26 protein-coding genes are annotated in these 25,303 nt (G+C 62.2%); 12 read left to right on the top strand and 14 right to left on the bottom strand.

Annotated elements, in window-relative coordinates; genetic code table 11:
• Positions 1 to 57 precede the first annotated feature (57 nt).
• A complete protein-coding gene (locus tag QCE79_RS11625; protein ID WP_309844264.1) occupies positions 58 to 1,248 on the bottom strand; it encodes an acyl-CoA dehydrogenase in 1,191 nt (396 codons plus the stop codon).
• Positions 1,249 to 1,629: 381 nt separating this feature from the next.
• Here QCE79_RS11625 and QCE79_RS11620 point away from each other — a divergent pair, with 381 nt between their 5' ends.
• Positions 1,630 to 2,382 carry an IclR family transcriptional regulator gene (locus QCE79_RS11620; protein ID WP_309845294.1) on the top strand — a complete coding sequence of 251 codons (753 nt, stop codon included), beginning with the start codon at positions 1,630 to 1,632 and terminating at the stop codon, positions 2,380 to 2,382.
• A gap of 124 nt (positions 2,383 to 2,506) precedes the next feature.
• On the opposite strand, the gene kynA is transcribed toward QCE79_RS11620, so the two are convergent.
• Genes kynA through kynB form a run of 3 tightly spaced genes read right to left on the bottom strand, consistent with a single transcriptional unit; the run spans position 2,507 to position 5,334 of the window.
• The gene (gene kynA / locus QCE79_RS11615) at positions 2,507 to 3,403 is read right to left on the bottom strand and encodes a tryptophan 2,3-dioxygenase (RefSeq protein WP_309844262.1); all 897 of its coding nucleotides are present in this window, start codon (positions 3,401 to 3,403) and stop codon (positions 2,507 to 2,509) included.
• Positions 3,404 to 3,415: 12 nt separating this feature from the next.
• Positions 3,416 to 4,666: a kynureninase gene (gene kynU / locus QCE79_RS11610; RefSeq protein ID WP_309844260.1), complete on the bottom strand. Its 1,251-nt coding sequence runs from the start codon at positions 4,664 to 4,666 to the stop codon at positions 3,416 to 3,418.
• A gap of 35 nt (positions 4,667 to 4,701) precedes the next feature.
• On the bottom strand, positions 4,702 to 5,334 hold the full coding sequence (kynB, locus tag QCE79_RS11605; protein ID WP_309844259.1) for an arylformamidase: 633 nt from the start codon (positions 5,332 to 5,334) through the stop codon (positions 4,702 to 4,704).
• 130 nt (positions 5,335 to 5,464) lie between these two features.
• On the opposite strand from kynB, the gene QCE79_RS11600 reads away from it, so the two are divergent.
• Positions 5,465 to 5,971, top strand: a complete 507-nt coding sequence (locus tag QCE79_RS11600) for an Lrp/AsnC family transcriptional regulator (protein ID WP_244826176.1) — start codon at positions 5,465 to 5,467, stop codon at positions 5,969 to 5,971.
• 33 nt (positions 5,972 to 6,004) lie between these two features.
• On the opposite strand, the gene QCE79_RS11595 is transcribed toward QCE79_RS11600, so the two are convergent.
• A complete protein-coding gene (locus QCE79_RS11595) occupies positions 6,005 to 6,517 on the bottom strand; it encodes a flavin reductase family protein (RefSeq protein ID WP_250465581.1) in 513 nt (170 codons plus the stop codon).
• 434 nt (positions 6,518 to 6,951) lie between these two features.
• Here QCE79_RS11595 and msrA point away from each other — a divergent pair, with 434 nt between their 5' ends.
• A complete protein-coding gene (msrA, locus tag QCE79_RS11590) occupies positions 6,952 to 7,512 on the top strand; it encodes a peptide-methionine (S)-S-oxide reductase MsrA (RefSeq protein ID WP_244826174.1) in 561 nt (186 codons plus the stop codon).
• Positions 7,513 to 7,756: 244 nt separating this feature from the next.
• Here the strand turns inward: msrA and QCE79_RS11585 are convergent, their stop codons facing one another.
• From QCE79_RS11585 to pdxH, 3 genes are all read right to left on the bottom strand, one after another.
• Positions 7,757 to 8,770 carry a DUF72 domain-containing protein gene (locus tag QCE79_RS11585; RefSeq protein WP_309845293.1) on the bottom strand — a complete coding sequence of 338 codons (1,014 nt, stop codon included), beginning with the start codon at positions 8,768 to 8,770 and terminating at the stop codon, positions 7,757 to 7,759.
• A gap of 155 nt (positions 8,771 to 8,925) precedes the next feature.
• Entirely contained in the window at positions 8,926 to 10,140 is a 1,215-nt protein-coding gene (locus QCE79_RS11580; protein WP_244826172.1) for a cyclopropane-fatty-acyl-phospholipid synthase family protein, read from the bottom strand.
• 139 nt (positions 10,141 to 10,279) lie between these two features.
• Positions 10,280 to 10,921 carry a pyridoxamine 5'-phosphate oxidase gene (gene pdxH, locus QCE79_RS11575; RefSeq protein ID WP_250465577.1) on the bottom strand — a complete coding sequence of 214 codons (642 nt, stop codon included), beginning with the start codon at positions 10,919 to 10,921 and terminating at the stop codon, positions 10,280 to 10,282.
• A 267-nt stretch (positions 10,922 to 11,188) separates the two neighbouring features.
• On the opposite strand from pdxH, the gene QCE79_RS11570 reads away from it, so the two are divergent.
• Positions 11,189 to 12,034 (top strand): tRNA threonylcarbamoyladenosine dehydratase, encoded by an 846-nt coding sequence (locus tag QCE79_RS11570; RefSeq protein WP_309844257.1) that lies wholly within the window; start codon positions 11,189 to 11,191, stop codon positions 12,032 to 12,034.
• A gap of 274 nt (positions 12,035 to 12,308) precedes the next feature.
• Here QCE79_RS11570 and trxA read toward each other — a convergent pair whose 3' ends face one another.
• Both trxA and QCE79_RS11560 read right to left on the bottom strand, forming a co-directional pair.
• Positions 12,309 to 13,157, bottom strand: coding sequence for a thioredoxin (gene trxA / locus QCE79_RS11565; RefSeq protein WP_244826170.1), 849 nt, complete (start codon positions 13,155 to 13,157; stop codon positions 12,309 to 12,311).
• Between the two features lie 97 nt (positions 13,158 to 13,254).
• Positions 13,255 to 14,154, bottom strand: coding sequence for a pirin family protein (locus QCE79_RS11560; RefSeq protein ID WP_250465572.1), 900 nt, complete (start codon positions 14,152 to 14,154; stop codon positions 13,255 to 13,257).
• Positions 14,155 to 14,367: 213 nt separating this feature from the next.
• Between QCE79_RS11560 and QCE79_RS11555 the strand changes: the two genes are divergently transcribed.
• Complete coding sequence (locus QCE79_RS11555; protein ID WP_244826168.1) at positions 14,368 to 14,634, top strand: hypothetical protein; 267 nt, start codon at positions 14,368 to 14,370, stop codon at positions 14,632 to 14,634.
• A 172-nt stretch (positions 14,635 to 14,806) separates the two neighbouring features.
• A complete protein-coding gene (locus QCE79_RS11550) occupies positions 14,807 to 15,688 on the top strand; it encodes an EamA family transporter (RefSeq protein WP_250492687.1) in 882 nt (293 codons plus the stop codon).
• Positions 15,689 to 16,043: 355 nt separating this feature from the next.
• On the opposite strand, the gene QCE79_RS11545 is transcribed toward QCE79_RS11550, so the two are convergent.
• Both QCE79_RS11545 and tsaE read right to left on the bottom strand, forming a co-directional pair.
• On the bottom strand, positions 16,044 to 17,579 hold the full coding sequence (locus tag QCE79_RS11545) for an N-acetylmuramoyl-L-alanine amidase (RefSeq protein WP_309844253.1): 1,536 nt from the start codon (positions 17,577 to 17,579) through the stop codon (positions 16,044 to 16,046).
• The gene (tsaE, locus tag QCE79_RS11540; protein WP_244826165.1) at positions 17,561 to 18,124 is read right to left on the bottom strand and encodes a tRNA (adenosine(37)-N6)-threonylcarbamoyltransferase complex ATPase subunit type 1 TsaE; all 564 of its coding nucleotides are present in this window, start codon (positions 18,122 to 18,124) and stop codon (positions 17,561 to 17,563) included. Before tsaE ends, QCE79_RS11545 begins: the two co-directional genes overlap by 19 nt.
• Positions 18,125 to 18,142: 18 nt before the next feature.
• Here tsaE and queG point away from each other — a divergent pair, with 18 nt between their 5' ends.
• The 5 genes from queG to plsY all read left to right on the top strand — a co-directional run bounded on the left by queG (position 18,143) and on the right by plsY (position 22,055).
• The gene (gene queG / locus QCE79_RS11535; protein WP_309844250.1) at positions 18,143 to 19,402 is read left to right on the top strand and encodes a tRNA epoxyqueuosine(34) reductase QueG; all 1,260 of its coding nucleotides are present in this window, start codon (positions 18,143 to 18,145) and stop codon (positions 19,400 to 19,402) included.
• Positions 19,399 to 19,875: a methylated-DNA--[protein]-cysteine S-methyltransferase gene (locus tag QCE79_RS11530; protein WP_309844248.1), complete on the top strand. Its 477-nt coding sequence runs from the start codon at positions 19,399 to 19,401 to the stop codon at positions 19,873 to 19,875. Before queG ends, QCE79_RS11530 begins: the two co-directional genes overlap by 4 nt.
• Complete coding sequence (xerD, locus tag QCE79_RS11525; protein WP_250465563.1) at positions 19,872 to 20,798, top strand: site-specific tyrosine recombinase XerD; 927 nt, start codon at positions 19,872 to 19,874, stop codon at positions 20,796 to 20,798. Before QCE79_RS11530 ends, xerD begins: the two co-directional genes overlap by 4 nt.
• A gap of 81 nt (positions 20,799 to 20,879) precedes the next feature.
• A complete protein-coding gene (gene ybaK / locus QCE79_RS11520) occupies positions 20,880 to 21,371 on the top strand; it encodes a Cys-tRNA(Pro) deacylase (RefSeq protein ID WP_244826161.1) in 492 nt (163 codons plus the stop codon).
• 39 nt (positions 21,372 to 21,410) lie between these two features.
• Entirely contained in the window at positions 21,411 to 22,055 is a 645-nt protein-coding gene (plsY, locus tag QCE79_RS11515) for a glycerol-3-phosphate 1-O-acyltransferase PlsY (RefSeq protein WP_244826160.1), read from the top strand.
• A 140-nt stretch (positions 22,056 to 22,195) separates the two neighbouring features.
• On the opposite strand, the gene QCE79_RS11510 is transcribed toward plsY, so the two are convergent.
• Entirely contained in the window at positions 22,196 to 22,681 is a 486-nt protein-coding gene (locus QCE79_RS11510; RefSeq protein WP_244826159.1) for a YajQ family cyclic di-GMP-binding protein, read from the bottom strand.
• Between the two features lie 149 nt (positions 22,682 to 22,830).
• On the opposite strand from QCE79_RS11510, the gene murB reads away from it, so the two are divergent.
• Positions 22,831 to 23,865 (top strand): UDP-N-acetylmuramate dehydrogenase, encoded by a 1,035-nt coding sequence (gene murB, locus QCE79_RS11505; protein ID WP_309844245.1) that lies wholly within the window; start codon positions 22,831 to 22,833, stop codon positions 23,863 to 23,865.
• Positions 23,866 to 24,021: 156 nt separating this feature from the next.
• On the opposite strand, the gene argF is transcribed toward murB, so the two are convergent.
• On the bottom strand, positions 24,022 to 24,951 hold the full coding sequence (argF, locus tag QCE79_RS11500; protein ID WP_250465558.1) for an ornithine carbamoyltransferase: 930 nt from the start codon (positions 24,949 to 24,951) through the stop codon (positions 24,022 to 24,024).
• Between the last annotated feature and the right edge of the window lie 352 nt (positions 24,952 to 25,303).

Raw genomic sequence — 25,303 nt, 5'->3', positions numbered from 1 at the left:
CAAACTGATCGAAAGTTACAAAGAGGATCGATTAGTCCGAGTCGCACCATACGCCTTTCAGAAAAAAGCCTGAATCCCGGTTTGCGCGCGTCCGAGGATAAGCGCGTGGATATCGTGGGTGCCTTCGTAGGTATTCACCACTTCGAGATTGACGAGATGACGCGCCACGCCGAACTCGTCCGAAATGCCGTTGCCGCCCAGCATGTCGCGCGCGAGCCGGGCGATGTCGAGCGCCTTACCGCACGAGTTGCGCTTCATGATCGAGGTGATCTCGACCGCTGCCGTGCCTTCGTCCTTCATGCGCCCGAGTCGCAGCACGCCTTGCAGACCTAGCGTGATTTCCGTCTGCATATCGGCAAGTTTCTTTTGGATCAACTGGTTTGCCGCAAGCGGACGACCGAACTGCTTGCGATCCAGCGTGTATTGCCGCGCCATATGCCAGCAGGCTTCGGCGGCGCCGAGCGCGCCCCACGAGATGCCGTAGCGCGCCGAGTTCAGACAGGTGAACGGCCCTTTGAGCCCGCGAACTTCCGGAAACAGGTTTTCTTCCGGCACGAACACTTCGTCCATCACGATCTCGCCGGTGATCGACGCGCGCAATCCAACCTTGCCGTGAATGGCTGGCGCGGACAGTCCTTTCCAGCCCTTTTCGAGGATGAAGCCGCGAATCTCATCGCGTCCGTTTTCCTCCAGCTTCGCCCAGACGACGAACACATCCGCGATAGGCGAGTTCGAGATCCACATCTTCGAGCCCGAAAGCGAATAGCCGTTCTGCACTTTCTTCGCGCGCGTCGTCATGCTGGCGGGATCGGAACCGGCGTTCGGCTCGGTGAGCCCGAAGCAGCCGATCCACTCGCCGCGCGCGAGCTTCGGCAGATACTTTTCCTTTTGCGCGTCGCTGCCGAAAGCGTGAATCGGCACCATTACGAGCGACGATTGCACCGACATCATCGAGCGATAGCCGGAATCCACGCGTTCCACTTCGCGCGCGATCAGGCCGTAGCTCACGTAATTGAGGCCCGGTCCGCCGTATTGTTCGGGGATGGTCGGGCCGAGCAGACCGAGCTCGCCCATTTCGCGAAAGATCGACGGATCGGTCGTTTCCTCGCGAAACGCCTGCGTCACGCGCGGCAGCAGCTTGTCTTGCGCGTAGGCGCGCGCGGCGTCGCGGACCATGCGTTCTTCTTCGTTGAGTTGCTGATCCAGCAAGAGCGGGTCTTCCCAGTTGAAGCGAGCGGCGGCGGCCATATGCGTCTCCTCCCATGCAGTGTCGATTGAAAAGCGCCTCGCTTCGGCGCTTGACTTGCGTTCCGCTTAGCGGAACAATGTTTTGCAAATTAGCTTCGAGTTTAGCACCCGATGTCTGCTGCTTTCAAACGTGGTTCTGGGCGTGAAACCGACGGCGAATCTCGCCGGAAAGCCGAACGTGCACCTGATGGCAGAACCGAAGACGCATTGGCCGGCGGCTCCAAAGGCGCTTCTAGCCGCGAATCTGTCCGCGCTTCAGGCCGCGAATCGAGCCGCGAGTCCGGACGTGAATCCATCCACGAATTCGGGCGTGCGGATGAGCGTAATCCCGGACACGCGTCCGACCGCGCTTCAGATCACGAGTCCGGCCGCCACTCCCATCTGTCGCCCAACGCATCCGACGATCGCAAGTTCGTCGTCGCCCTCGCACGCGGTCTCGATATGTTGCGCGCATTTCGCCCTGGCGAGACGCTTCTCGGCAATCGCGATTTCGTCGCGCGCACGGGATTGCCCAAGGCGACGGTCAATCGTCTGGCCTACACGCTGACCACGCTCGGTTACCTGCGTTTCGACGATGCCGCCGGCAAGTACGCGCTCGACACGGGCGTGCTCTCGCTCGGCTTCTCGCTATTGGCGGGCGCGGACACACTGGAACTCGCCCGGCCACATATGCGGGCGCTGGCGCGTGAGATCGGCGCGGCGGTATCGCTCGGCTGTCGCGATGGCCTCGACATGATCTATCTGGAAACCATTCGTAGCGAAACCGCGCTCACGCTCGGCCTCGCGCCCGGATCGCGTCTGTCGATGCTCACGAGTTCCATGGGACGCGCCTATCTCGCCGTGCTCGACGCCGATGAGCGCGCGGCCTTGCTAAAAGAATTGCGGGAACGGGAAGGCGCCGAACGAGTGGCTTCGGCGCAGCGCGCGATCGAAGATTTCGCGCGCGACGGCTGCTGCTATTCATTCCGTGAATGGCACGACGACGTCAACGCGATTGCCGCGCCGTTTCGCGACGTGCGCAATGGGCGCTGGCTGGTGTTGAGCAGCAGCGGGCCGGCGTCGTCGATGGATGAGGGTTATTTCCGCGAGTCGATTGCGCCGAAGCTAAGGGCGTTGGCGGGACGGCTCGCCTGAAGGACCGCTCGATTGGGCTGCTCGCGGCATCGTGAAGCAGCCGTGCTCGAAGCGTCGCCGGGCGGCGAGGGTCGCGCGCGATTGCGCAGTCGCCGCAGCTTGAGCTCATCGACCGCACGCAACCTCAAAGCATCGTGCGCACATGCCAAAGCTCCGGAAACAGCACCACGTCCAGCATCTTGCGCAGATACGAAGCGCCCGCCGTGCCGCCCGTTCCTTGCTTGAAGCCGATGATGCGCTCCACCGTCGTCACATGCCGGAAGCGCCATTGCCGGAAGGCGTCTTCCAGATCGACGAGTTCCTCCGCCATCTCATAGAGCTCCCAGTAGCGTGACGGATCGCGATACACCGCGAGCCACGCCGCTTCGACCGACGCGTCGTGCGTCGTGGGCTGAGTCCAGTCGCGCTGCAGTCGTTCGGGCGCGATCTGGAAGCCACGTCGCGCGAGCAGTCGGATCACTTCGTCGTAGAACGAAGGCGCTTCGAGCGTCTGTCGCACCTGGGCGAGAATCTCCGGCCGATGCGCATGCGGCTTCAGCATCTGCTCATTCTTGTTGCCGAGCATGAACTCGATCTGCCGATACTGATGCGACTGAAACCCGGATGACGCACCGAGATACGGCCGCATCGCGGTGTATTCGGAAGGCGTCATGGTCGCGAGGACGTTCCACGCCTGCACCAGTTGCTCGAAGATGCGCGACACGCGCGCGAGCATCTTGAAGGCGGATGGCAGGGCGTCGGTATGAACCGCTTCGAGGGCAGCATGCAGTTCGTAGAGCGCGAGCTTCATCCAGAGTTCGCTCGTCTGGTGCTGCACGATGAACAGCATCTCGTTGTGGTCCGGCGAGCGTGGATGCTGCGCGGTCAGAATCGAATCGAGGCCGAGATAGTCGCCGTAGCTCATCGAATCGGAGAAATCGAGCTTGGCTTCGTGCCAGCCTGATTCTGCCGGATGCACCGCCCGTGCGGCATCGGCCGCACCGTGGCCGAACGGACATCCGCCGCCTTTAACCTCATTCATGGCCGTCACCTCTCAAGTCACCGAAGCGCGTTCGCCAAACTCCGGCGCACGCCAGCTTTCGGTCGCGAGCACATCGCGCAAGGTTTCAACCGCGTCCCAGACATCGACGAAACGCGTGTAAAGCGGCGTGAAGCCGAAGCGCAAAATACGCGGCTCGCGATAATCGCCGATCACGCCACGCGCGATCAGCGCCTGCATCACCTCATAGCCGTTCGGATGCTCGAAGCTCACTTGCGAGCCGCGCCGCGCATGTTCGCGCGGCGTCGCGAGCGTCAGCGGAAACTTGCCGCAACGCGCTTCCACCAGTTCGATGAACAGATCGCCAAGCGCAAGCGACTTGCGCCGCAAGGTCTGCATATCCGTTTGCAGGAATACATCGAGCCCGCACTCGACGAGCGACATCGAGACGATAGGCTGCGTGCCGCACAGATACCGACCGATACCATCGTCCGGGCGATACACCGGGTCCATCGCGAACGGTTTCTTGTGCCCCCACCAGCCCGAGAGCGGCTGCGAGAATGTGTCCTGATGACGCTTGGGCACCCACACGAACGCAGGCGAACCCGGTCCGCCGTTCAGATACTTATACGTGCAGCCGACGGCGTAGTCTGCGCCGACGCCGTTCAGATCGACCGGCACCGCGCCTGCCGAATGCGCCAGGTCCCAGACCGCGATTGCGCCCGCGCGATGAATCGTCTCGGTGAGCGCGGCCATGTCGTGCATGTAGCCGGTGCGGTAGTTCACGTGCGTGATCATCGCGATGGCGGTGTGTTCGTCGATGGCGGCAGGCAGTTCGGACGCGTCATCGACGAGACGCAGTTCATAGCCGCGATCGAGCTGCTCGATCAAACCCTGCGCGATATACAGGTCGCTCGGAAAGTTCGAACGTTCGGAGACGATCACGCGACGTTTCGGATCGCGCTCGTTCGCGAGCTTGAGCGCCGCGGAGAGGATCTTGAAGAGATTGGCCGAGATCGTGTCGTTCACCACGACTTCATCCTCGCCCGCGCCGATGAGCGGAGCCAGCTTGTTGCCGAGCCGTCGCGGCAGCGCGTACCAGCCGGCGGTGTTCCAACTGCGGATCAGCCCTTCGCCCCATTCTTCGGCGATCACGCCGGCCGCGCGCGCGGCAGCCGCTTTGGGCGGCACGCCGAGCGAGTTGCCATCCAGATAGATCACGTCGTTCGCGAGCACGAATTGATCGCGCAGGGCATTCAGCGGGTCGTCGCGGTCGAGTGCGGCGGCGTCGTCACGGTTTTTCATCGAAAAGTCCAATTGTTCAGGGAAGATCGGGGCGATCAGGAAAGCGGGCGCAGGACGGCGCGCACCGGACTCGCATCGAGCGTCGAAAATTTGAGCGGCAGCGCGATGAGTTCGTAGTCGCCGGGCGCGACGGCATCGAGCACGAGGCCTTCGAGAATCGCCATGCCGTGCGCGCGAATCCGGCGATGCGCGTCCATCGTCTTCGATTCCTGCGGATCGAGCGATGGCGTGTCGATACCGATGAGCTTCACGCCACGCGCCGCCAATAGATCGATGGTCGCGGGCGCGACGGCACAAAATGCGCTGTCCCAAGTGTCGAGCGGCGCACTCGCGTAGGTACGCAGGAGGATGCGCGGCGGGGCGTTGTCATCGTCGAGAAAATCGGCGATATGTTCTGGCAAAACGAGCGGCGCCGCGCCAATGCAATGCACGACCCGGCAAGCGCCGAGATACGTGTCGAGCGGCACCTCGCCAATAGCCGCGCCGTGTTCGTCGTAATGCAGCGGGGCATCGGCATGAGCGCCGGTGTGCGGCGAAAGCGTGAGACGCGCCACGTTCACGGGCGAGCCCGCTTCCATGCGCCAGACGCGTTCGATACCAACGGGCGTATCGCCCGGCCAGACCGGCGTGTCGGTGGAAATCGGCGGAGAAATATCGAGAAGCGTCATGTCGGCTAACAGAAAGCGCTGGGATGCGTCAAATCATAGCCGTGCTATCTCGAAATGTGATTGCAAAAAAACTACCCAAAAACGTTGTGGCTAGAACATAATTCGATGAAACGGGCTAGGGGACTAAAAAATGACCGGATTCACGCTCGATGCAACAGATTGCCGAATTCTGGCGGTACTGCAGGAAGATGGACGGATCAGTAACCTGGACCTTGCGGAGCGCATCGCGCTCTCGCCTTCGGCGTGTTTGCGCCGCATGCGCCTGCTCGAAGAAGAGGGCGTGATTGCGAGCTATCGCGCGTGTCTGGACCGTGAGCGGCTGGGCATCGAGCTCGAAGCCTTCGTGCACGTCTCCATGCGCAACGACCAGGAAAACTGGCACGAGAAATTCGCGGCGGCCGTGCGCGAATGGCCGGAAGTGGTGGGCGCGTTCGTCGTCACGGGCGACACGCATTACGTGTTGCGCGTGCTCGCGCACAACCTCAAGCACTACTCGGATTTCATTCTGAGCAAGCTGTATAAGGCGCCGGGCGTTATCGACATTCGCTCGAATATCGTCTTGCAAACCATGAAGGACGATGCAGGCGTGCCCGTCGCGCTGATCGAACAACCGGCGCGGCCAAGCAGCCCGCCTTGAGCCTCAGGCGTTGATACTCAAGCGTCGAGGGGCTTATTCGATCGAACCCAACGTGTGGAATCCGCCGGCGTGAAACACGAGCGGAGGCGCGCTGTCGTCTTTCGCGCGCACGCCACAGCGCTCCACTTCGCCGACAAAGATCACGTGGTCGCCTTCGTCGTAGCGGCTGCGATTGTGGCATTCGAACCAGGCAATCGCGCCGTCGAGCACTGGCATGCCGGTGTCGCCCGCCGCGTGCGAGACGCCCGCGAAGCGGTCACCCTTGACCGTGGCGAAGCGCCGGCAAAGCTCCAGTTGCGATGCCGCGAGCACGTTCACCACGTAGTGACTATTGGCGCGAAACACCGGCATCGAAGCCGACTTGGTGGCGAGGCTCCACAGCACGAGCGGCGGGTCGAGCGATACCGAGTTAAACGAACTGGCCGTGATGCCGATCAACTGCCCGGATTCGGTGCGCGTGGTGATGACGGTCACACCCGTCGCAAACTGGCCGAGCGCGGCGCGGAATTCTTTCGGATCGAAGTTCGGGGTTTTGGCGCTTGTCATCGGGCAAAGTCGTCTTGTTTTTTCGCCGACCTGACGAGTTTCGCTTGGAGCGAGAGGACTTGTCATCGGTTAGAAGTGTCTTGTTTTATGCCGATCCGGACGCGCGTTTCCTCGGGGCGAAAGGGCTTGTCATCAGGTGGTGGTATTTCGTCTTGCCGAACCGGATACGTGTTGCATTCGAATCGGAAGGACCTGTTCTCGTGTGTCTAAAAGCTGGAGATTGGCTCGATTCTAGCGGAATCAGCCGTCCGGAACCGCCATAAGCCAGCGTCGGCAGTGTGGCCAACGCCGCTTTGTAAAAGCCGGTAAGCTCGGAGCAAGCCCTTCGCGCGCATCGAAACATCGAAGAAACCGTGGAATGTTGAAGAAGCGGCGAGGCGCATCCATATGGATGATCCGCGGCATGGCCGCATGCACTTGACGAGGAGTTGCGCATGACCCAGCAGAATGAGCAGGCGAGAACCGAAACCGCGACGCTCGGCGGCGGTTGCTTCTGGTGCACGGAAGCGGTGTTTCTGGCGGTCGAAGGCGTGGTGTCGGTCGAATCCGGCTATGCGGGCGGCAAGGTGGTCGATCCGTCGTACGAACAGGTCTGCGACGGCGAAACCGGGCACGCGGAAGTGGTGAAGGTCGTGTTCGATCCGGCGATCATCAGCTACCGCGAAGTGCTCGAGATTTTCTTCGCGACGCACGATCCGACGCAGCTCAATCGCCAGGGTAATGACGTGGGCACGCAGTATCGCTCGGCGGTGTTCACGCATTCGGACGAGCAACGAAAGGTCGCGCTCGAAGTGATCGATGAACTGCAGCGCGAGGATGTCTTCGGCGGCAAGATCGTCACGCAGGTTACCGCGCTCGACAACGACTACTATCCGGCCGAAGCGTATCACCAGAACTACTTCGAGCAGCATCCGAACCAGGGGTATTGCGCGGCGGTTGTCGGCCCGAAGGTCGCGAAGTTCCGCAAGAAGTTCGCGCATCGGTTGAAGAAGTGAAGGGCGGGGCGGTGTGGAGGCCGCGCTCGAGGGCGGTCTGCATACCGTGTCGGAGCCGGGAAGTCGCCGCGTTCAGTCCATGCCATAAGGCGAGGCATCCTGGCGCTCAAGTCGCGCTTGAAGCAAAGACGTGACGGCATGCGAGCCGTGCCTGAAGTGCGGCTCGATAGCGGTGGATAGAGCGTTCAGCCAGTACGCCGGGGAGCCCGGTCGATTTCAGCCGTCGCATGTTATAGGTATACCGCTAGCCGCGTTGTACGCGCTCGCATTCCCGCGCAATCCCACGCGCAAGCTCGAAGCACGTAAGCGGCGCGGAACCCTCCGCCTTGTTGTTCGCCGCGATGACCACCGGCTGGCCCGCGATCGCATATCGTGCGGCCAGTTCGGCCAGCGCCTCGCGCGTGTCGCGGTCTTCATCGACTATTTGGTCGAACGGCTCGTACTTCGCCTTCGCCTGTTCGTAGCGAAAGCCGCTGTGCAGACTCCAGCGCACGACGAGCGGCCCTAGCGTTTCTTCGTCCAGCAACGCGAGCGCCTTCGCCTGGCGACGCACGTCCGGCATGCGCGCGTGCACGCCGATGCAATAGCGCACGTTCGCGTCCCGCAGCGCGCGTATGAAGCGCGGTGTCAGCATGACGGCGTCGCGCAATTCGACGGCGTAACGCGTCTCGCCTTCGAGCGGCGGAAGCGCGCCGAGAAACGCCGCCAACTGGTCGATGAAGCGCGATGGCTCGACGATCATCGCATCCGGCAGCGGCGAGAACTGGAACACGAGCGCGCCGGCTTTCGTCCCAAGCCCGCCGATGCACGGCGTCACGAATTCGTCGATGGCAATCCGCGCGTTCAGAAACGCGGGGTTCTCCGCATCGGGCGCGCCGCGCTGGCCGCGGATAAAGGCGTCGGTGACGGCGGCAGGCGCCTTCACGATGAAGCGAAAGTGCTCCGGCACCTGGCTCGCATACCGCGCGTAGTCGGCGAGCGAAAGCGGTGCGTAGAACGAGCGGTCGATGGACACGCAGCGCAACAACGGATGCGCGCTGTAGGCGGTGAGGCCGTCGCGCGAGAGCTTCGCGTTCGAATACGCGTCGCCGTAGACAATTCCGCGCCAGCCCGGAAACGACCACGTCGATGTGCCGAGATGAATGGCTTCGGGCAGTTGTTTCGCGAGCGCGTCGAGATCGGCGTTCAATGGCGCGGGCAGGACGCCGCGTGCCTTCGGCTGGCTCGCGGGCTTGCGCGGCGCGGGTTCGTCGAACAGGTCGGGTTCTGTTGCTTGCCCGTTTTCCGCCGACGCCGGCAGGCACTCTGGCTCACCGGCTGGCGCAATCTCACTCGGCGCCGTGTCGTCGAGCAGGGAGCCCTGCGCGTCGCCGTCACGCGCAGCGTCCTCTTCCGGAAACCTCGATCCCTGCTTCAGAGCGCCTTCTCGTAGATGTATTTCCGCGACCACGGCAAGGTCGTCGCGCTGCGGCCCGCCTTGCGGCACACCACTTGATAGATCGACACGTCGTCGTTCTCGAACGCGTACGCGCAACCCGCGAGATACACGCGCCAGATGCGGAATTTCTCGTCATCGACGAGCTTCTTGGCTTGCTCGGCGTTTGCCTCGAAGCTCTCGGCCCAGATGTCGAGCGTGCGGGCGTAATGCCGGCGCAAGCTTTCGATGTCGATCGCTTCCAGCCCGCCGCGCTGCATGCTTTCGAGCGCGAGACCGATATGCGGCAACTCGCCATCCGGAAACACGTAGCGGTCGATAAACTCGCCGCCGCCGAGCGCGGTCTCGCCGCTGTCGGCGTCGGATGACGTGATGCCGTGGTTCATCGCGACGCCGTCATCGACCAGCAGATCGCGAATCTTTGCAAAGTAGCCCGGCAGATTTTTGCGTCCGACGTGCTCGAACATGCCCACGCTCGTGATGCGGTCGAATTGCCCCGGCACGTCGCGATAATCTTGCAGACGAATTTCGATCTGATCTTCGAGGCCCGCATCTTTCACGCGCTGCGTCGCGAGCTTGAACTGGTTTTCCGAGAGCGTCACGCCCACGCACTTCGCGCCGAACTTCTGCGCGGCGCGGATCACGAGCGCGCCCCAGCCGCAGCCAATGTCGAGCAAACGATGGCCCGGCTGCACCTGAATCTTGGTCAGGATGTGATCGATCTTCTTGATCTGCGCGGTGGCCAAATCTTCGTCGCCGTTTTCGAAGTACGCGCACGAGTACACCATGTTCTTGTCGAGCCAGAGCTGATAGAACTCGTTCGACACATCGTAGTGGTACTGAATGGCCTTCTTGTCCGACGCCTTCGAGTGATTGAAGTAGCGCCGCACGCGAGCCAGCTTGCCCGCGCTCGTGACGGTGTTCTTCGCGAGCGAATAACCGACGTTGATGATGTCCGAGAGCTTGCCCTCGATATCGATCTTGCCTTTCACGTACGCTTCACCGAGATTGTCGAGACTCGGTTCCAGCAGATAAGGCAGCGCCGTCGCGCTCTTTACATGCAACGTGACTTGCGGCGCGGCGAACTGCCCGAAGTCGTGCTGCTGTCCATCCCAAAGCACGAGGCGCGCAGGCAGGTTGGCCCTGGCCCGCACTTCCTCGACCCATTGCGTCAGCTTCTTCTCCCAGAACATGCTTGCTTCTCCGCGCTAAAGAAAATCAAGGGGAAGGCCCGCCGTGCCGGTTCTGGATGCCCGTGCATCGACGCGCCTTCATGTTCGTTGCCGTGGTGCTGCGTTTTATGACGACGTACTGCCTGCTACCGGACCCGTCTTAGGGTGCGAGCCTCTTGATATCCCACGGGCCGTCCGCGCGCTCGCGCTCATAGACGATGCGGTCATGCAGCCGCGACGGACGTCCCTGCCAGAATTCGATGGTGTCCGGCACGAGCCGGTAGCCGCCCCAATGTGGCGGGCGCGGCGGTGCGTCGCCGAATTTTTCGATCATTTCGCGCTCGCGCGCTTCGAGCGCCTCGCGGCTTTCGAGCGGCTGACTCTGTTCCGACGCCCACGCGCCAATGCGCGATCCGAGCGGCCGGGACTGAAAATAGGCATCGCTTTCCTCGGCGCTCGTCTTGACGATCACGCCTTCGACACGCACCTGACGTTCGAGCTCGATCCAGTGGAACAGCAGACTTGCCGCGGGATTGGCGGCGATTTCGCGGCCTTTGCGGCTATCGTAATTGGTAAAAAAAACGAAGCCACGTTCGTCGAACCCCTTGATCAGCACGATGCGCGCGGAGGGCCGGCCGTTCTCGTCGACGGTGGCCAGGGTCATGGCGTTGGGTTCGGGCAGTTTCGCGTCGAGCGCCTGGGCGAACCAGGTGTCGAACTGGCGCACCGGGTCCGGCGCGACGTCGGCGGCGTCGAGTGAGCCGCGAGAATAATTTTTGCGAAGGTCTGCGAGGGTGGTCATTTTTATGCAAACGCTACAGTCGGCGTCAGTATAGCCAAGGTGGTTCTTTCTTGCCCTTGCCGTGGTGAATCCGGTCCGGCTATCACCCCTTGGGTTTCGATAAGGCAGAATACGCAATTCGCGCGCTTTCTGCATGAATGGTCTACCAACTTTGTCAATTAGACAGGCGCTTGTAAGCTATGCCTGACGGGCCGCAGCGGCGTTTGGCTTGTTTTTGCCCATGCTCCGCGAAGCCCTCCCGCGCTTTTTCGGTTTCTGCTTCCACCTATGACTGCCACCATCGCTCCCAACGAGTCACCTTCCGCCGACGAGATCGCCGACCGCGACCGACGCTTCGGCGGCATCGCGCGTCTGTATGGCGCGCCTGCGCTCGCGGCGTTCGAAGGCGCGCATGTCGCGGTGATCGGCATAGGCGGCGTGGGATCGTGGGTGGCTGAAGCGCTGGCGCGCAGCGCAATCGGCAAGCTCACGTTGATCGATCTCGACAACGTCGCCGAAAGCAACACCAACCGGCAGATCCACGCGCTCGACGGCAACTACGGCAAGGCCAAGGTCACGGCGATGGCCGAGCGCATCCGTTTGATCGATCCCGCCTGCGACGTGCGGCAGATCGAGGACTTCGTGGAGCCGGGTAACTTCGATGCGATGCTCGGCGGCGGTTTCGACTTCATCGTCGATGCCATCGACAGCGTGCGCACGAAAACCGCGCTCATTGCGTGGTGTGTTGCAAACAAGCAGCCGCTGATCACGGTGGGCGGCGCGGGCGGGCAGCTCGATCCGACGCGTATTCGCATCGACGACCTGGCGCTGACCATTCAGGACCCGCTGCTTTCGAAAGTGCGCGGCCAGTTGCGCAAATTGCATGGCTTTCCGCGCGGACCGAAGGCGCGTTTCAAGGTCAGCGCGGTATATTCGGACGAGCCGCTCATTTACCCGGAAGCGGCCGCTTGCGATATCAGCGAGGGCGCGGAGCATCTGGAAACCGGCGCGGGATACGCGGGCCCGGTCGGGCTGAATTGCGCGGGTTTCGGGTCCAGCGTGTGTGTAACGGCGAGCTTTGGGTTCGCGGCGGCGGCGTTCGTGCTTCGGGCGTTGGCGAAGAAGGCGGCTTAGGGCGGCAGGTTCTTACGAGGACGTAACAACGGCGTGCCATATAGTCACAGAAGCATGAATGGTGGTGGCTTGCGTCGATGGCAGGTCGGTTTTCGCACGAATATGACGAGCGGGCGTCGCGGCAAATCCGCCAGTTGCTTGCATGCACGCGAGTCGACGTGGCCGCACGGCGAACATGCGCTGTTTGACGTCACGCGGCCAACCGCAGCCAACAAAAAAACGGCCAGCTTCCACGAGCTGGCCGTTTCTGCATCCACGAGCCGATCATGCATGCTCAATTCATCGCGGCACTCAGCCTGCGCCGCCAGTACGCCACGACATCCGGCTGATTCGCCGCGAGTTCGAACACCGATAGCATCGTCTTGCGGCCGACGTCGTCCATGAACGCGCGATCGCGCACGACGATTTCGAGCAGATGTTCCAGCGCACCACCGTAATCGCGGCCGGCGATCAAACGGTTCGCAAGCGCAAAGCGCGCTTCGAGATCGTCCGGTTTCGCGTTCACCGCCGCGATGAGATCGTCGGCGGGCGGCAGTCCGGCGGCTGCATCGGCGGCGTCGAGTTCGGTCTTGAGCGCGTTGTAGCGCGCGTCGATGCCCTGCGTCGTCTTAGGCGAAAGCAGCTTGTCTTCTTCCTTCGCTTCGTCGATCCGCCGTTCCGCGATCAGCCATTCAATCAAATCGAGGCGCGCATCTTCGTAACTCGGATCGAGCGCGATCGTGGCCTTGATGCGATCGATCGCGTCCTTGCGGTTACCGCTCGCCCACGCGTCGTGCGCGGCGCGGCGCTCGGCTTCGGCGCCAGCAGGCACCAGCCGGTCGAGAAACTCGCGCAATTGGCCTTCGGGCAACACGCCGATGAACTGGTCCACTGGCCGGCCTTCCGCGAACGCGATCACGTGCGGAATGCTGCGCACCTGGAAGTGCTGCGCGAGTTCCTGATTCTCGTCGACATTCACCTTGACGAGCTTCCAGTTGCCGGCGGCTTCGGCTTCGAGCCGTTCCAACATCGGACCGAGCGTCTTGCACGGGCCGCACCACGGAGCCCAGAAATCGACGAGAACGGGCGCGAGCATCGACGCGTTGATGACGTCGTTTTCAAACGTAGCGAGGGTCGTTTCCATGCGTTCTCTCCTAATGCCTGCAATGTGTCTTGAAATTAGATGGGGACGCTTGCATAACTCTCAACGGCCACGGCGTTGATTCACGCCGATGCACGTCTCATGCCTCGGGCGCGCGATTCTCGCGGCGCGCGGGCGGCAGCGGAATGAACTCCGTCTCGCCGGGAACGTGCCCCATGCGCTGCTCGCTCCATGCCTGTTTCGCGGCCTCGATCTTGTCGCGCGAACTGGCGACGAAATTCCATTCGATGATGCGTGCGCCGTCGAGCGGCGCGCCACCGAGAATCATCACGCGCGCGCCGTTCGTGCTCTCGAAACGCACCGGCGCGCCCGGTTCGAGCACGGCCATTTGCTGTTCGGGCAGCGCTTGGCCGTCGATGGACAGATCGCCTTCGACGAGATACACGCCGCGTTCCTCGTGTTCGGTATCGAGCGTGAGCGCGCTGCCGCGAGCGAAATCGGCGGCGACGTAAAGCGTTGGCGAGAACGTGCGCGTGGGCGCTTGGGCGCCGAACGCGGTGCCCGCGATTACGCGCAAAGTCACGCCGTCGCGCTCGATTTGCGGCAAGGCGGACGCCGCATGATGCTCGAACGAAGGCTCGACTTCCTCGCTTGCCACCGGCAGCGCGACCCAGGTCTGGATGCCATGCATCGTCTGGCCTCGCTCGCGTTCCTCGTCGGGTGTACGTTCCGAATGGACGATGCCGCGCCCGGCGGTCATCCAGTTGACGTCGCCGGGCACGATCTTCTGCACGGAGTCGACGCTGTCGCGATGCATGATCGCGCCTTCAAAGAGATACGTGACGGTTGCGAGCCCGATATGCGGATGCGGCCGTACATCCAGTCCCTGTCCGGGCACGAGGGTTGCGGGACCGATGTGGTCGAAGAAGATGAAGGGTCCGACAGTGCGTGCTGCCAGTGCGGGGAGCACGCGCCTCACCGTGAGGCCGCCGACATCGTGTTGATGTGGTTTGAGCAGGACGCGGATCGACGTGGACATTGGCGGTTCCGGGAGCTGACGCGCCGGTTGCGCGCCTGGAACCGCCGATTCTACCGGCCGCTACGGCGATGCGCTCTCATCGGGGATGTGGAAAACGCTTCATCGACTTCGTGCGGAGTTACGCGTGCTTCACGTGTTTTTTACGAAGGGACCGCGCTTTTTGCAGCATGCGTGCAGAATTTGCGCAAACGTCAATTGATAGGAGAGGAAACCATGAGCAAGAATAAACTGTTGATCGCCATCACCGCAGGTCTTTTGAGCGCCACGGCTGCAACCGGCGCAATGGCCCAGACTTCGTCGGGCAACTCGTCGGCGGCCATGGGCCAGACCGATACTGGCGCGTCGACCGATGGCACGTCGTCGTCGGGCACGACCAAGCACAAGATGCGCAAGCACAGCGCGCATCCGTCGGCAGGCAAGAAGACGCCGGACGTCGAAACCGGCAACAATGCGGCAGCGGAATCCGGCCAAAGCAAGTAAGCGGTCCGGATTGCTGTGAAGCGCCCGCGCTTCCCTTGGGAGGCGCGGGCGTTTTTTTGTCTGCATGCGCCAAGACGGCAAGGCGTTGTGAGCGCAGTTTTTCACAAGCCACCGCAGAGTGCGCCCCGCTAAACTCGTGTGACTTTCAATCGAAGTGCACGAAGGAGCGGCGATGTCGCCAAGGGATTTGTTGATTGCGTCGGTGGTGATTCTCGCGTGGGGCGTGAATTTCGTTGTCATCAAACTGGGTTTGCACGGCGTGCCGCCGTTCTTGCTGGGCGCCTTGCGATTCGCGCTGGCCGCGGTGCCGGTCTTCTTCGTCAAGCGCCCGCGGATTCCGCTGCGCTGGCTTTTCGCTTATGGCCTTTCCATTTCGTTCGGCCAGTTTGCGTTGTTGTTCTATGGCATGTCGGTCGGCATGCCGGCGGGACTTGCTTCGCTCGTCTTGCAGGCGCAGGCGTTCTTCACCTTGATCTTCGCCGCCTTCATGCTTGGCGAGCGCATCCGCGCGATGAACATAGCTGGACTCTTGATCGCGGCGGCCGGGCTAGCGCTGATCGGCATGCAGGGCGGCCACGCGATGACCCTCACAGGGTTCTTGTTCACGCTTGGCGCGGCGTCGATGTGGGCGCTTGGCAATGTCGTCACGAAGCGCATGGGCAAAGTCGACTTGCTGTCGCTCGTAGTGTGGGCGAGCCTGATACCGCCGCTGCCGTTTCTTGCGTTGTCGTTGATTTTCGAGGGCCCGGCGCGCATTGAAGCGAGCCTTGCGGCGATCCCGTCGATATCGATTTTCGCGATCGTTTATCTCTCGTTCATCGCGACCATCATTGGCTACAGCTTGTGGGGCAAATTGCTTGCGCGCTATCCGGCGGCGCAGGTCGCACCGTTCTCGTTATTGGTGCCGGTGATAGGCATTGCATCGGCGGCGGTGTTTCTGGGCGAGGCGCTGACACCGGCGGAAGTAGCGGGTGCGGCGCTGGTAATGGCGGGATTGGCGGTCAATGTATTCGGCGCACGCTTGAAACAGAGACTATTCCCCGTCCCGCGATAAAAAAAGCCGCAAAAAATGAACCCTTAAAGAAGGCGCTAAAGAAAAAAGCAATACAACGGCCGACTTCCTTGAAAGTGCCAGAGAAGAAACTTGAACAGCGACTCCGAAAAAAGCTTTGATCTTGTGAGTTTTACCGAGAGCGTGAGTGGAGGGGGAGTGCACAAGGGGCTTGTGGTAAATAGCGGGGAACCAGTTGTGCTTCAGAAGCCGGTTCCAAAGCTGCTTTCTTTGGTTCCTTTCTTTGCAGCAGCAAAGAAAGGGACCCCACCGCCGGGGAGGCGGCTACTGAACGAGACTGCCCGAGAACCGCAAAAGAACCGCAAAAGAACCGCAAAAGAACCGCAAACCAACGTCTTCAAGTCATGCGACTCTTAGCCAAAGGCGGATTAGCAGCAAAATACCGCCTGATGCCTTTCATAATGGCGCTAGCCATCTTGTCCCGATAGGCATCATCGTTGAGGCGAGTCTCCTCATCCGGGTTACTGATAAACGCGGTTTCGACGAGAATCGAGGGAATATCGGGTGCCTTGAGCACGGCAAACCCTGCCTGCTCGACCGACCCCTTGTGCAGTTTGTTAATGCCCCCGATTTCATTCAGCACGAAACTCCCATACCGCATGGAATCGCGAATCTGCGCTGTAGTGGACATGTCGAAAAGCGCGCGATTCACGCTAGCGTCTTGCGATTTCACGTTGATGCCACCGACCTGATCCGACGAATTTTCCTTGGCGGCCATCCACCGCGCCGCCGCGCTCGACGCACCATGTTCCGACAACGCGAAAACGGAAGAACCACGCGCCGAAGACTCGGTAAACGCGTCCGCATGAATCGACACGAATAGATCGGCGCCGACACGCTGCGCCTTCTGCACACGCACATTGAGTGGCACGAAGAAATCGGCATCACGCGTCATCATGGCGCGCATGTTGGGTTGCGCGTCGATCTTCGCGCGCAGCTTCTTCGCGATATCGAGCGCAATGTGCTTCTCATACGTCCCCGCGCCGCCGATAGCGCCGGGATCTTCGCCACCGTGACCCGGATCGATGGCCACAGTCAGAAGGCGCGTCGTCCCCGAGCGATCCTGCTTGGGCTGCGAGAACGTGTATTGGTCGCTGTCGTCGTCATCCTTCTTCGCGATCACGGGCGGCACGACGCGCGACGGCTTCGGCACGGATGGCGCAGGCACAGGCGCGGGCTTCGGCGCCACCGACGCGGCGTTGTCCGGGGCATCGCCCTGAGCGTACTTCTGGAAAAACTCGTCGGTCGAATCCTGCGAGAGCGATTTCTGCGGCGTGGCCGGCCCCGAAAGCGTGGCGGGCGGCGGCGCGGAAGGATTCGGATTGGCGCGGTCGAAGGCCTCCTGCTTGTGCTCGGACTGCGCGAGCAGTTCCATCAGCGGATCGGGCGCGACGGCCGGATAAAGATCGAACACGAGCCGATACTTGTAGCTGCCAATCGGCCCTAGCGTGAAGACCTGCGGCTTCACCGAACCCTTGAGGTCGAACACCATGCGCACGACATGCGGCTGGTACTGACCGACGCGCACCGATTGAATCTGCGGATCGTTCGGCGTGATCTTCGAGACGAGATCGCGCAGCGACTGATCCAGATCGATGCCGTTCAGATCCACGACGAGTCTGTCCGGGCCTTGCAGCGTCTGATTGCTGTTCGTGAGCGGCTGGTCGGATTCGATGGTCACGCGCGTGTAATCGCGCGCGGGCCACACGCGCACGCCGAGCACGGAACTCGCGTGCGCGAGCTTCGGTGCGACGAGCGCAAGCGCAAGCGTCGATGCGCCCGCGCGCAGCACCTGACGCCGCCGCCAGTTGTGCGGCGCGCTCGCACCCGATTCGATCGAATGAAACGGCTTGATCAGCATCTTTCGAGACATGTCTTTCCTGTTTCGCTAAACGCCCGCGCATTCAGCACGCGGCCTTCTTCGACTTCACGGCTCTCGTCGGGCAAGGCAAGTTCGAACACGAGGTCCGGCACGCCGAGCAGTCCGCCTGCTTGCTGCGGCCATTCGATGAGGCACACCGCGCCGCGATCGAAATACTCGCGAAAGCCGGCATCGGCCCATTCGGCGGGATCGGCGAAGCGGTAGAGATCGAAGTGATAGACATCGAGCGGCCCGCCTGGCGTGTCGAGCGAATAGGGCTCGACGAGCGTGTAAGTCGGACTCTTCACGCGGCCCGCATGACCGAGCGCGCGCAAGGTCGCGCGCACGAGCGTGGTCTTGCCCGCGCCCAAGTCACCGATCAACTGGACCTGCAAGCCCGAAAAACGTTCGGCCGAGGTTTGCTTGCGCGTCTCGTCGATGGCGCGTGCGAAGCGTTCCCCGAAGGCGAGCGTTGCCGCTTCGTCGCGCAGATCGAAGCGGCGTTCGAGGAGCGCGGAAGGAAAATCAGGCGTCGTTCGTACAGGGCTTTCGGGCATTGCTCGTAAAATGTCGTGATGAACCGATTGCCGGAACATTCCGTTGAAATCACGACCGCGTCCAGCGACGCCGCCGATGAGTCGCGCGCCTTGCATCACGTCGAACTAGGCGATGAGGCCGCGCTGGCGGAACTCGCGCTACGCATCAAGACGTGGGGGCGCGAGTTGGGATTCGGTGCGGTTGGTATCGGCGATACCGACCTGACGGATGCCGAGGAAGGCCTTGCCAGTTGGCTTGAAGCAGGCTATCACGGCGAGATGGATTATATGGCCAAACATGGGATGAAACGCGCAAGGCCCGCCGAGCTTGTGGCCGGCACGCGACGGGTCATCACGGCGCGCATGGCTTATCTGCCTGGCGCGACGCTCGAGCACAAGGGCGCTGAAAGTGTCGCGACAGCCGATGGTCAGAAGAACGACTGGCGCGCCGTCGAATGGTCGCGCCTGAGCGATCCATCGCAGGCGATGGTCTCGATCTACGCGCGCGGCCGCGATTATCACAAGGTCATGCGCAACCGGCTGCAGCAACTGGCCGAGCGCATCGAAGCTGCCATCGGGCCGTTCGGGCATCGCGCGTTCACGGACTCCGCGCCGGTTCTCGAAGTCGCGCTGGCGCAGAAAGCAAGCGTCGGCTGGCGTGGCAAGCATACGTTGCTGCTCGATCGCGATGCCGGTTCGCTCTTCTTCATCGGCGAGATTTACGTCGATATTGCATTGCCCGTCGACCCGCATCCCGAGACGGACGGCGCGCATTGCGGGCAGTGCACGCGCTGTATCGGCGCATGTCCGACTGGCGCGATCGTGGCGCCGTATCGAGTGGATGCGCGGCGCTGCATTTCGTATCTGACGATAGAGCTGCAAGGCAGTATTCCCGAGGACATGCGGCCTTTGATCGGCAACCGCGTGTACGGGTGCGACGATTGTCAGCTAGTGTGTCCGTGGAACAAGTTCGCGGAGGCCGCTCCGGTCGTGGACTTCGATGTGCGGCATGGGCTCGATCGTTCCACGCTCGTCGAGTTGTTTGCGTGGAGCGCCGAGGACTTCGACACGCGCATGCAGGGCAGCGCGATCCGGCGTATCGGACACGAGCGATGGCTGCGCAATATCGCGGTGGCGATGGGCAATGCACTGCGCGCGTCGCTCGAAAGCGTGGAGCGCGAGCGTATCGTGCAAGCGTTGCAGGCGCGCATGGACGATTCTTCCGCGCTGGTTCGCGAGCATGTGCAATGGGCGCTCGCGCAGCGCGCGGCGCCAGACGAAATAGCGAGGCCGGCATGAAGCATTTCGATGCAGTGATCGACGCGCCCTTCGGCAAAGTCGGCATTCGTGCCGACGAGCGCGTCGTGCGCGAGATCGTCTATCTTCCGGCCGAGGTCGAAAGCATCGAGTCGGACAAGCCGCTCGTGCAACAAGCCATCGCACAGATTCGCCAATATTTCGAGCAACCCGCCATGCGTTTCGATCTGTCGCTCGGCACCGGCGGCACGGCGTTTCAAGAGCGCGTGTGGAAGGGCATTTCTGGCATCGCGGCGGGACAAGTGTGGACCTACGGCCAGCTCGCGCGCGAAGTCGGCAGCGTGCCGCGCGCGGTCGGGCAAGCGTGCGGCTCCAATCCGCTGCCGATCGTGATACCGTGCCACCGGGTGGTTTCATCGAGCGGGATAGGCGGCTTCGCGCATACGCCCGGCGATGGCTTTTTTCGTGACGTGAAGCGCTGGTTGCTGGCGCATGAGGGTGTATCGATCGCATGAGCGCAATCGCCGAGGAACTGCCGACGCCGGAACTGATCGCGAGTTCGGACTCGATCGATCTCTTTTGCGACGCGCTCTGGCTCGAACACGGGCTCGCCAAGAATTCGCTCGAAGCGTATCGCCGCGACCTGAAGCTCTTCGCCGAATGGCTCGCGAAGACGCGCGGCGGGTCCATCGACACGGCGAGTGAAAGCGACCTGAACGGCTACATGGCTGCGCGCCGTGGCGACAAGGCGACCTCCGCGAACCGGCGTCTGTCCGTGTTCCGCCGATATTACGGCTGGGCGTTGCGCGAGCATCGCGCGACGATCGATCCAACCTTGAAGCTGCGCTCGGCGAAGCAGCCGCCGCGCTTTCCATCGACGCTCAACGAAGCGCAAGTCGAAGCGCTGCTCGGCGCGCCGGACATCGAAACGCCACTCGGTCTGCGCGACCGCACCATGCTCGAACTGATGTATGCGAGCGGCCTGCGCGTCACCGAACTCGTCACCTTGAAGACGGTGGCCGTCGGCCTGAACGAAGGCGTGGTGCGCGTGATGGGCAAGGGCTCGAAGGAACGCCTCGTGCCCTTCGGCGAACAAGCGCATGAGTGGCTGATGCGTTATCTGCGTGAATCGCGTCCCGCGTTGCTAGGCGCGCGCGCCGCGGATGCGCTCTTCGTCACCTCGCGCGGCGAGGGCATGACGCGGCAGCAGTTCTGGAACATCATCAAGCGTCATGCGCTGAACGGCGGCGTGCAGGCGCCGCTTTCGCCGCACACGCTGCGTCACGCGTTCGCGACGCATCTGCTCAATCACGGCGCGGATTTGCGCGTCGTGCAGCTTCTGCTCGGTCACTCCGATATCTCGACCACGCAGATTTATACGCACGTCGCGCGCGAGCGCTTGCAAAAGCTGCATCGGGAGCACCATCCGCGCGGTTGACTTGTTCGCCAGAACGATCGTGCCGCTGCATTGGCCGTTCAGCCGATGGTGAGCATGAAGCCGCGCCGCTACAATGCCTCCATGTCGAAAACCAAACATGTCTCCGAAACCCCGGCGACGCAGTTTCTGCGCCGTAACAAGGTCGAGTTCGGCGAGCATCCCTACGATTATGTCGAGCACGGCGGCACGGAGGAGTCCGCGCGGCAACTCGGCGTGGACGAGCATCGCGTCGTCAAGACACTCGTGATGGAAGACGAGAACGCGAAGCCGCTCATCGTGCTCATGCATGGCGACCGCACGGTGTCGACCAAGAACCTCGCGCGGCAGACGGGCGCGAAGCGCATCGAGCCATGCAAGCCCGAAGTGGCGAACCGGCATTCGGGCTATCTCGTGGGCGGCACGTCGCCGTTCGGCACGAAGAAGGCAATGCCGGTGTTTGTCGAATCGAGCATTCTCGAACTGGACATCATCTATCTGAACGGCGGCCGGCGCGGCTATCTCGTCAGTCTCGATCCGGCGGTGCTCACCGGCTTGCTCAACGCGAAGCCCGTGCAGTGCGCGAGCGTCGATTAGAATGCTGACCGCATTCGCCACGTCAAAGAAAGAGCCAACATGATTCCTCTGATCGTCGCCGTCGTGTCCTATTTGATCGGCTCGATTTCATTCGCCGTCGTCGTCAGCAAGTCGATGGGACTCGCCGATCCCCGTTCGTACGGCTCGGGCAATCCCGGCGCGACCAACGTGCTGCGCACCGGCAACAAGAAAGCGGCCATCCTCACGCTGATCGGCGATGCGTTCAAAGGCTGGCTGCCCGTGTGGGTCGTCGTGCACTTCGGCGCGGGCTGGGGGCTCGATCCGGCCGGGCTCGCGAGCGCGATCGCGCTGTCGGCCATCGCGGTTTTTCTCGGGCATTTGTACCCGATCTTCTTCAAGTTTCAGGGCGGCAAGGGCGTCGCGACGGCGGCGGGCGTGCTGCTCGCCATTCATCCGGCGCTCGGGGCGGCTACCTTGCTGACCTGGCTGATCATCGCGTTCTTCTTTCGCTATTCGTCGCTCGCGGCGCTCGTCGCGGCGGTCTTCGCACCGTTTTTTCAGGTGTTCCTGTTCGGGCCGAGCCGCATCTCGCTCGCCGTGCTGGCGATGAGCGCGCTGCTCATCTGGCGGCATCGGGCCAATATTTCGAAGTTGCTGGCGGGGCAGGAGAGCCGTATCGGCGACAAGAAAAAAGCGGCGCAAGCGGCGAGCGAGGCGGACTGAGCGCGGACCGGCGCAACGCTCGGCCTACCAAACAAAACGCCGTTCCACAGGCATGCGGAACGGCGTTTTTGCGTGCGCTGCATGGCGCTGCGGGAAAGTCCTGCAGTGCGCCGTTGGCCCGCTTGCTAAAGGTGAAAACCTCAGTCGCGGAAGTTGTTGAAGTCGAGCGGCGTGTCCGTGACTTCCTTTTTGAGCAGCGCGATGGTGCTTTGCAGGTCGTCGCGCTTCGTGCCTTGTATGCGCACCGCGTCGCCCTGAATGCTCGCCTGCACCTTGATCTTGCTGTCCTTCACGATTTTCACGACCTTCTTCGCCAGATCGCCCGACACGCCTTTCTTGATGGTCACGACCTGCTTGAGCTTGTCGCCGCCGATCTTTTCCTGCTTGCCGTAGTCGAGAAAACGCACGTCGACGCCGCGCTTGGCCAGCTTGCCGACCAGCACGTCCTTGACCTGGCCGAGCTTGAAATCGTCGTCGGCGTAGAGCGTGAGGTCGCGCTCCTTCTGTTCGACGCGAGAATCCGAACCCTTGAAGTCGAAACGCGTCGAGATTTCCTTGTTCGATTGTTCGATCGCGTTCTTCACTTCGATCATGTTTGCTTCGCTGACGACGTCAAACGATGGCATCTTGTTTTCCCCTTCAATGAGGCGAGCGCGCAGCGGGCGCGGCTCGCGCAATCGCTATAATCACAGACCTGACGTCATTCTACCGACGCGCCTGCGGTTCCCCAAGGTTGCGCCGATTCTCCCGGTTCGCCACGCGGTTTTTCCCTGTCATGTCCCACGCTTCCTTCACGCCGCCACCGTTGCTCGACGACTATTCGCTGCGAGCGCACAACACGTTCGGCTTCGACGTGCGAGCGCGTCACGCCATGCACGTCGATAGCGTCGATGCCGCGATCTCGCTCGCCGCCGATGCGCGCATCGCCAACATGCAGCAGTTCGTGCTCGGCGGCGGCAGCAATGTCGTGCTGACGCGCGAATTCGATGGCGTCGCGCTGATCGTCGGCATCCGTGGCAAGCGCGTGATCCACGAAGACGACGACGCCTGGCTCGTCGAAGCGGGCGCGGGCGAGAGCTGGCACGAGTTCGTCGCGTGGACGCTTGCGCAAGGCATGCCGGGCCTCGAAAACCTCGCGCTCATTCCCGGAACGGTCGGCGCGGCGCCTATCCAGAACATCGGCGCGTATGGCCTGGAAATGGGCGAGCGCTTCGAACGGCTGCACGCGGTGGAACTCGCGACTGGCGCGCACGCCCGTTTCGACCGGGCTGAATGCGCGTTCGGCTATCGCGACAGTTTCTTCAAGCGGGCAGGGCGCGGGCGTTTTCTGATCACGTCGGTGGTGTTCCGGCTGCCGAAGGCGTGGCAGCCGCGCGCAGACTACGCGGATGTCGCGAGGGCGCTGGAAGGCGCATCCAGCCACGATGCACGAGCCATCTTCGATGCCGTCGTCGCCGTGCGCCGCACCAAATTGCCGGACTGGACCGTGCTCGGCAACGCGGGCAGCTTTTTCAAGAATCCGGTGATGAGCGCGGAAGCGTTCGATGCATTGCACGTGCGCGAACCCGGCGTCGTGTCGTATCGTCAGCCGGACGGAGCGGTGAAGCTGGCCGCGGGTTGGCTGATCGACCAGTGCGGGTGGAAGGGGCGTGGCGTCGGTGGCGCGGCGGTGCATGACCGGCAGGCGCTCGTGCTCGTGAATCGTGGTGATGCGACCGGCGCGCAAGTGCTCGAACTCGCCGAAGCGATCAAGCGCGACGTGCTCGCGCGCTTCGACGTCGAACTGGAGATGGAGCCGGTTTGCTTGTGAAACCGATGAGCGCGGGTTCGTGCGTCGAGGGCCGACGTTGGCGGCATGCGGTCGCGTTGACCGCGATGAGGTCAGCCACGCGCGTGACCAGACCCTGACAAACGCCGCGAAGAAGGGCGGCACTTCGATTCGAACCCCGCCCTTCCCGACAGCAACTCAGTGATTGAGCTTGCCCAGCAGCAAAAACTCCATCAACGCTTTCTGCACATGCAGACGGTTTTCCGCTTCGTCCCACACGACGCTTTGCGGGCCGTCGATCACTTCGGCGCTCACTTCCTCACCGCGATGCGCCGGCAAGCAGTGCATGAAGAGCGCATCCGGGTTGGCGCGCGACATCATCTCGCTATCGACGCACCAGTCCGCGAAGGCCGCCTTGCGCGCTTCGTTTTCCGCCTCGAAGCCCATGCTGGTCCAGACATCGGTGGTGACGAGATCGGCGCCCGCGCACGCTTCGTTCGGGTCTTCGAATGCTTCGTAGAACGGCTTGCTGTCTTCAGAAACCAGCGCGTGATCGAGCGTGTAGCCGGGCGGCGTCGAGAGGCGCAATTTGAAGCCCAGAATCTGCGCGGCTTCTATCCACGTGTAGAGCATGTTGTTCGCGTCGCCGACCCACGCGACCGTCTTGCCGTGAATCGGCCCGCGTTGTTCGTAGTACGTGAAAATGTCCGCGAGCACCTGACACGGGTGATACTCGTTGGTCAGCCCGTTGATGACCGGCACGCGCGAATTTTCCGCAAAGCGCTCGATGATCTCCTGCCCGAACGTGCGGATCATGATGATGTCCACCATGCGCGAGATGACCTGCGCCGCGTCCTCGACCGGTTCGCCGCGCCCGAGCTGCGTGTCGCGCGTATTGAGGAACACCGCGTGGCCGCCTAGCTGGAAGATGCCCGCCTCGAAGGAAAGGCGCGTGCGCGTCGAATTCTTCTCGAAGATCATCGCGAGCGTGCGGTCGTGCAGCGGATGATAAGTCTCGTAGTTCTTGAATTTGCGCTTCAGAATGCGCGCGCGTTCGAGCACGTACTCGTAGTCGTCGAGTGAAAAATCCTTGAACTGAAGATAATGGCGAATTTTTTTGGCGGTCATGAAACGCAAGCGGCGGCTTCGACCCGGTGCCCGCCGATGCGCGAAGCGGCATCGAAAAGACCGGACGGCGCCGCCGTCGGGAGTGGTATCGCGTTCGAGCATAAAGGATTTTGCGATGTTTGACGAGGCTACCGAGGAGCCGATCGCTTTCTCCAGAAGGCTTCTGGACGGCCTTGCAGGGCGCTTGCAAGCATTGGTGCGCTGCGGAAGAAGGGTCGCTGCTGTATAATTGCACTCGCTCGTTTCAACCGCTCTGCAACATTCAGCACCGTTTCACGCGTATGTGTACGAAGGCTCGCAAGAGCCGCTCGTGTTACCCCTTGCGTGTCTGGATTCAACAGTGCAGTCGAGT

Source organism: Caballeronia sp. LZ003 (assembly GCF_031451465.1).
In the GTDB taxonomy this organism is placed as follows: domain Bacteria; phylum Pseudomonadota; class Gammaproteobacteria; order Burkholderiales; family Burkholderiaceae; genus Caballeronia.
This window is presented reverse-complemented; position numbering and strand designations above follow the sequence as displayed.

Coding starts and splice junctions, on each gene's coding strand:
- QCE79_RS11625 (WP_309844264.1), bottom strand. CDS start 1,248: ATGGCCGCCGCCGCTCGCTTCAACTGGGAAGACCCGCTCTTGCTGGAT.
- kynA (WP_309844262.1), bottom strand. CDS start 3,403: ATGAATGAGGTTAAAGGCGGCGGATGTCCGTTCGGCCACGGTGCGGCC.
- kynU (WP_309844260.1), bottom strand. CDS start 4,666: ATGAAAAACCGTGACGACGCCGCCGCACTCGACCGCGACGACCCGCTG.
- kynB (WP_309844259.1), bottom strand. CDS start 5,334: ATGACGCTTCTCGATATTTCTCCGCCGATTTCCACCGACACGCCGGTC.
- QCE79_RS11600 (WP_244826176.1), top strand. CDS start 5,465: ATGACCGGATTCACGCTCGATGCAACAGATTGCCGAATTCTGGCGGTA.
- QCE79_RS11595 (WP_250465581.1), bottom strand. CDS start 6,517: ATGACAAGCGCCAAAACCCCGAACTTCGATCCGAAAGAATTCCGCGCC.
- msrA (WP_244826174.1), top strand. CDS start 6,952: ATGACCCAGCAGAATGAGCAGGCGAGAACCGAAACCGCGACGCTCGGC.
- QCE79_RS11580 (WP_244826172.1), bottom strand. CDS start 10,140: ATGTTCTGGGAGAAGAAGCTGACGCAATGGGTCGAGGAAGTGCGGGCC.
- pdxH (WP_250465577.1), bottom strand. CDS start 10,921: ATGACCACCCTCGCAGACCTTCGCAAAAATTATTCTCGCGGCTCACTC.
- QCE79_RS11570 (WP_309844257.1), top strand. CDS start 11,189: ATGACTGCCACCATCGCTCCCAACGAGTCACCTTCCGCCGACGAGATC.
- trxA (WP_244826170.1), bottom strand. CDS start 13,157: ATGGAAACGACCCTCGCTACGTTTGAAAACGACGTCATCAACGCGTCG.
- QCE79_RS11560 (WP_250465572.1), bottom strand. CDS start 14,154: ATGTCCACGTCGATCCGCGTCCTGCTCAAACCACATCAACACGATGTC.
- QCE79_RS11555 (WP_244826168.1), top strand. CDS start 14,368: ATGAGCAAGAATAAACTGTTGATCGCCATCACCGCAGGTCTTTTGAGC.
- QCE79_RS11550 (WP_250492687.1), top strand. CDS start 14,807: ATGTCGCCAAGGGATTTGTTGATTGCGTCGGTGGTGATTCTCGCGTGG.
- QCE79_RS11545 (WP_309844253.1), bottom strand. CDS start 17,579: ATGTCTCGAAAGATGCTGATCAAGCCGTTTCATTCGATCGAATCGGGT.
- tsaE (WP_244826165.1), bottom strand. CDS start 18,124: ATGCCCGAAAGCCCTGTACGAACGACGCCTGATTTTCCTTCCGCGCTC.
- queG (WP_309844250.1), top strand. CDS start 18,143: ATGAACCGATTGCCGGAACATTCCGTTGAAATCACGACCGCGTCCAGC.
- QCE79_RS11530 (WP_309844248.1), top strand. CDS start 19,399: ATGAAGCATTTCGATGCAGTGATCGACGCGCCCTTCGGCAAAGTCGGC.
- xerD (WP_250465563.1), top strand. CDS start 19,872: ATGAGCGCAATCGCCGAGGAACTGCCGACGCCGGAACTGATCGCGAGT.
- ybaK (WP_244826161.1), top strand. CDS start 20,880: ATGTCGAAAACCAAACATGTCTCCGAAACCCCGGCGACGCAGTTTCTG.
- plsY (WP_244826160.1), top strand. CDS start 21,411: ATGATTCCTCTGATCGTCGCCGTCGTGTCCTATTTGATCGGCTCGATT.
- QCE79_RS11510 (WP_244826159.1), bottom strand. CDS start 22,681: ATGCCATCGTTTGACGTCGTCAGCGAAGCAAACATGATCGAAGTGAAG.
- murB (WP_309844245.1), top strand. CDS start 22,831: ATGTCCCACGCTTCCTTCACGCCGCCACCGTTGCTCGACGACTATTCG.
- argF (WP_250465558.1), bottom strand. CDS start 24,951: ATGACCGCCAAAAAAATTCGCCATTATCTTCAGTTCAAGGATTTTTCA.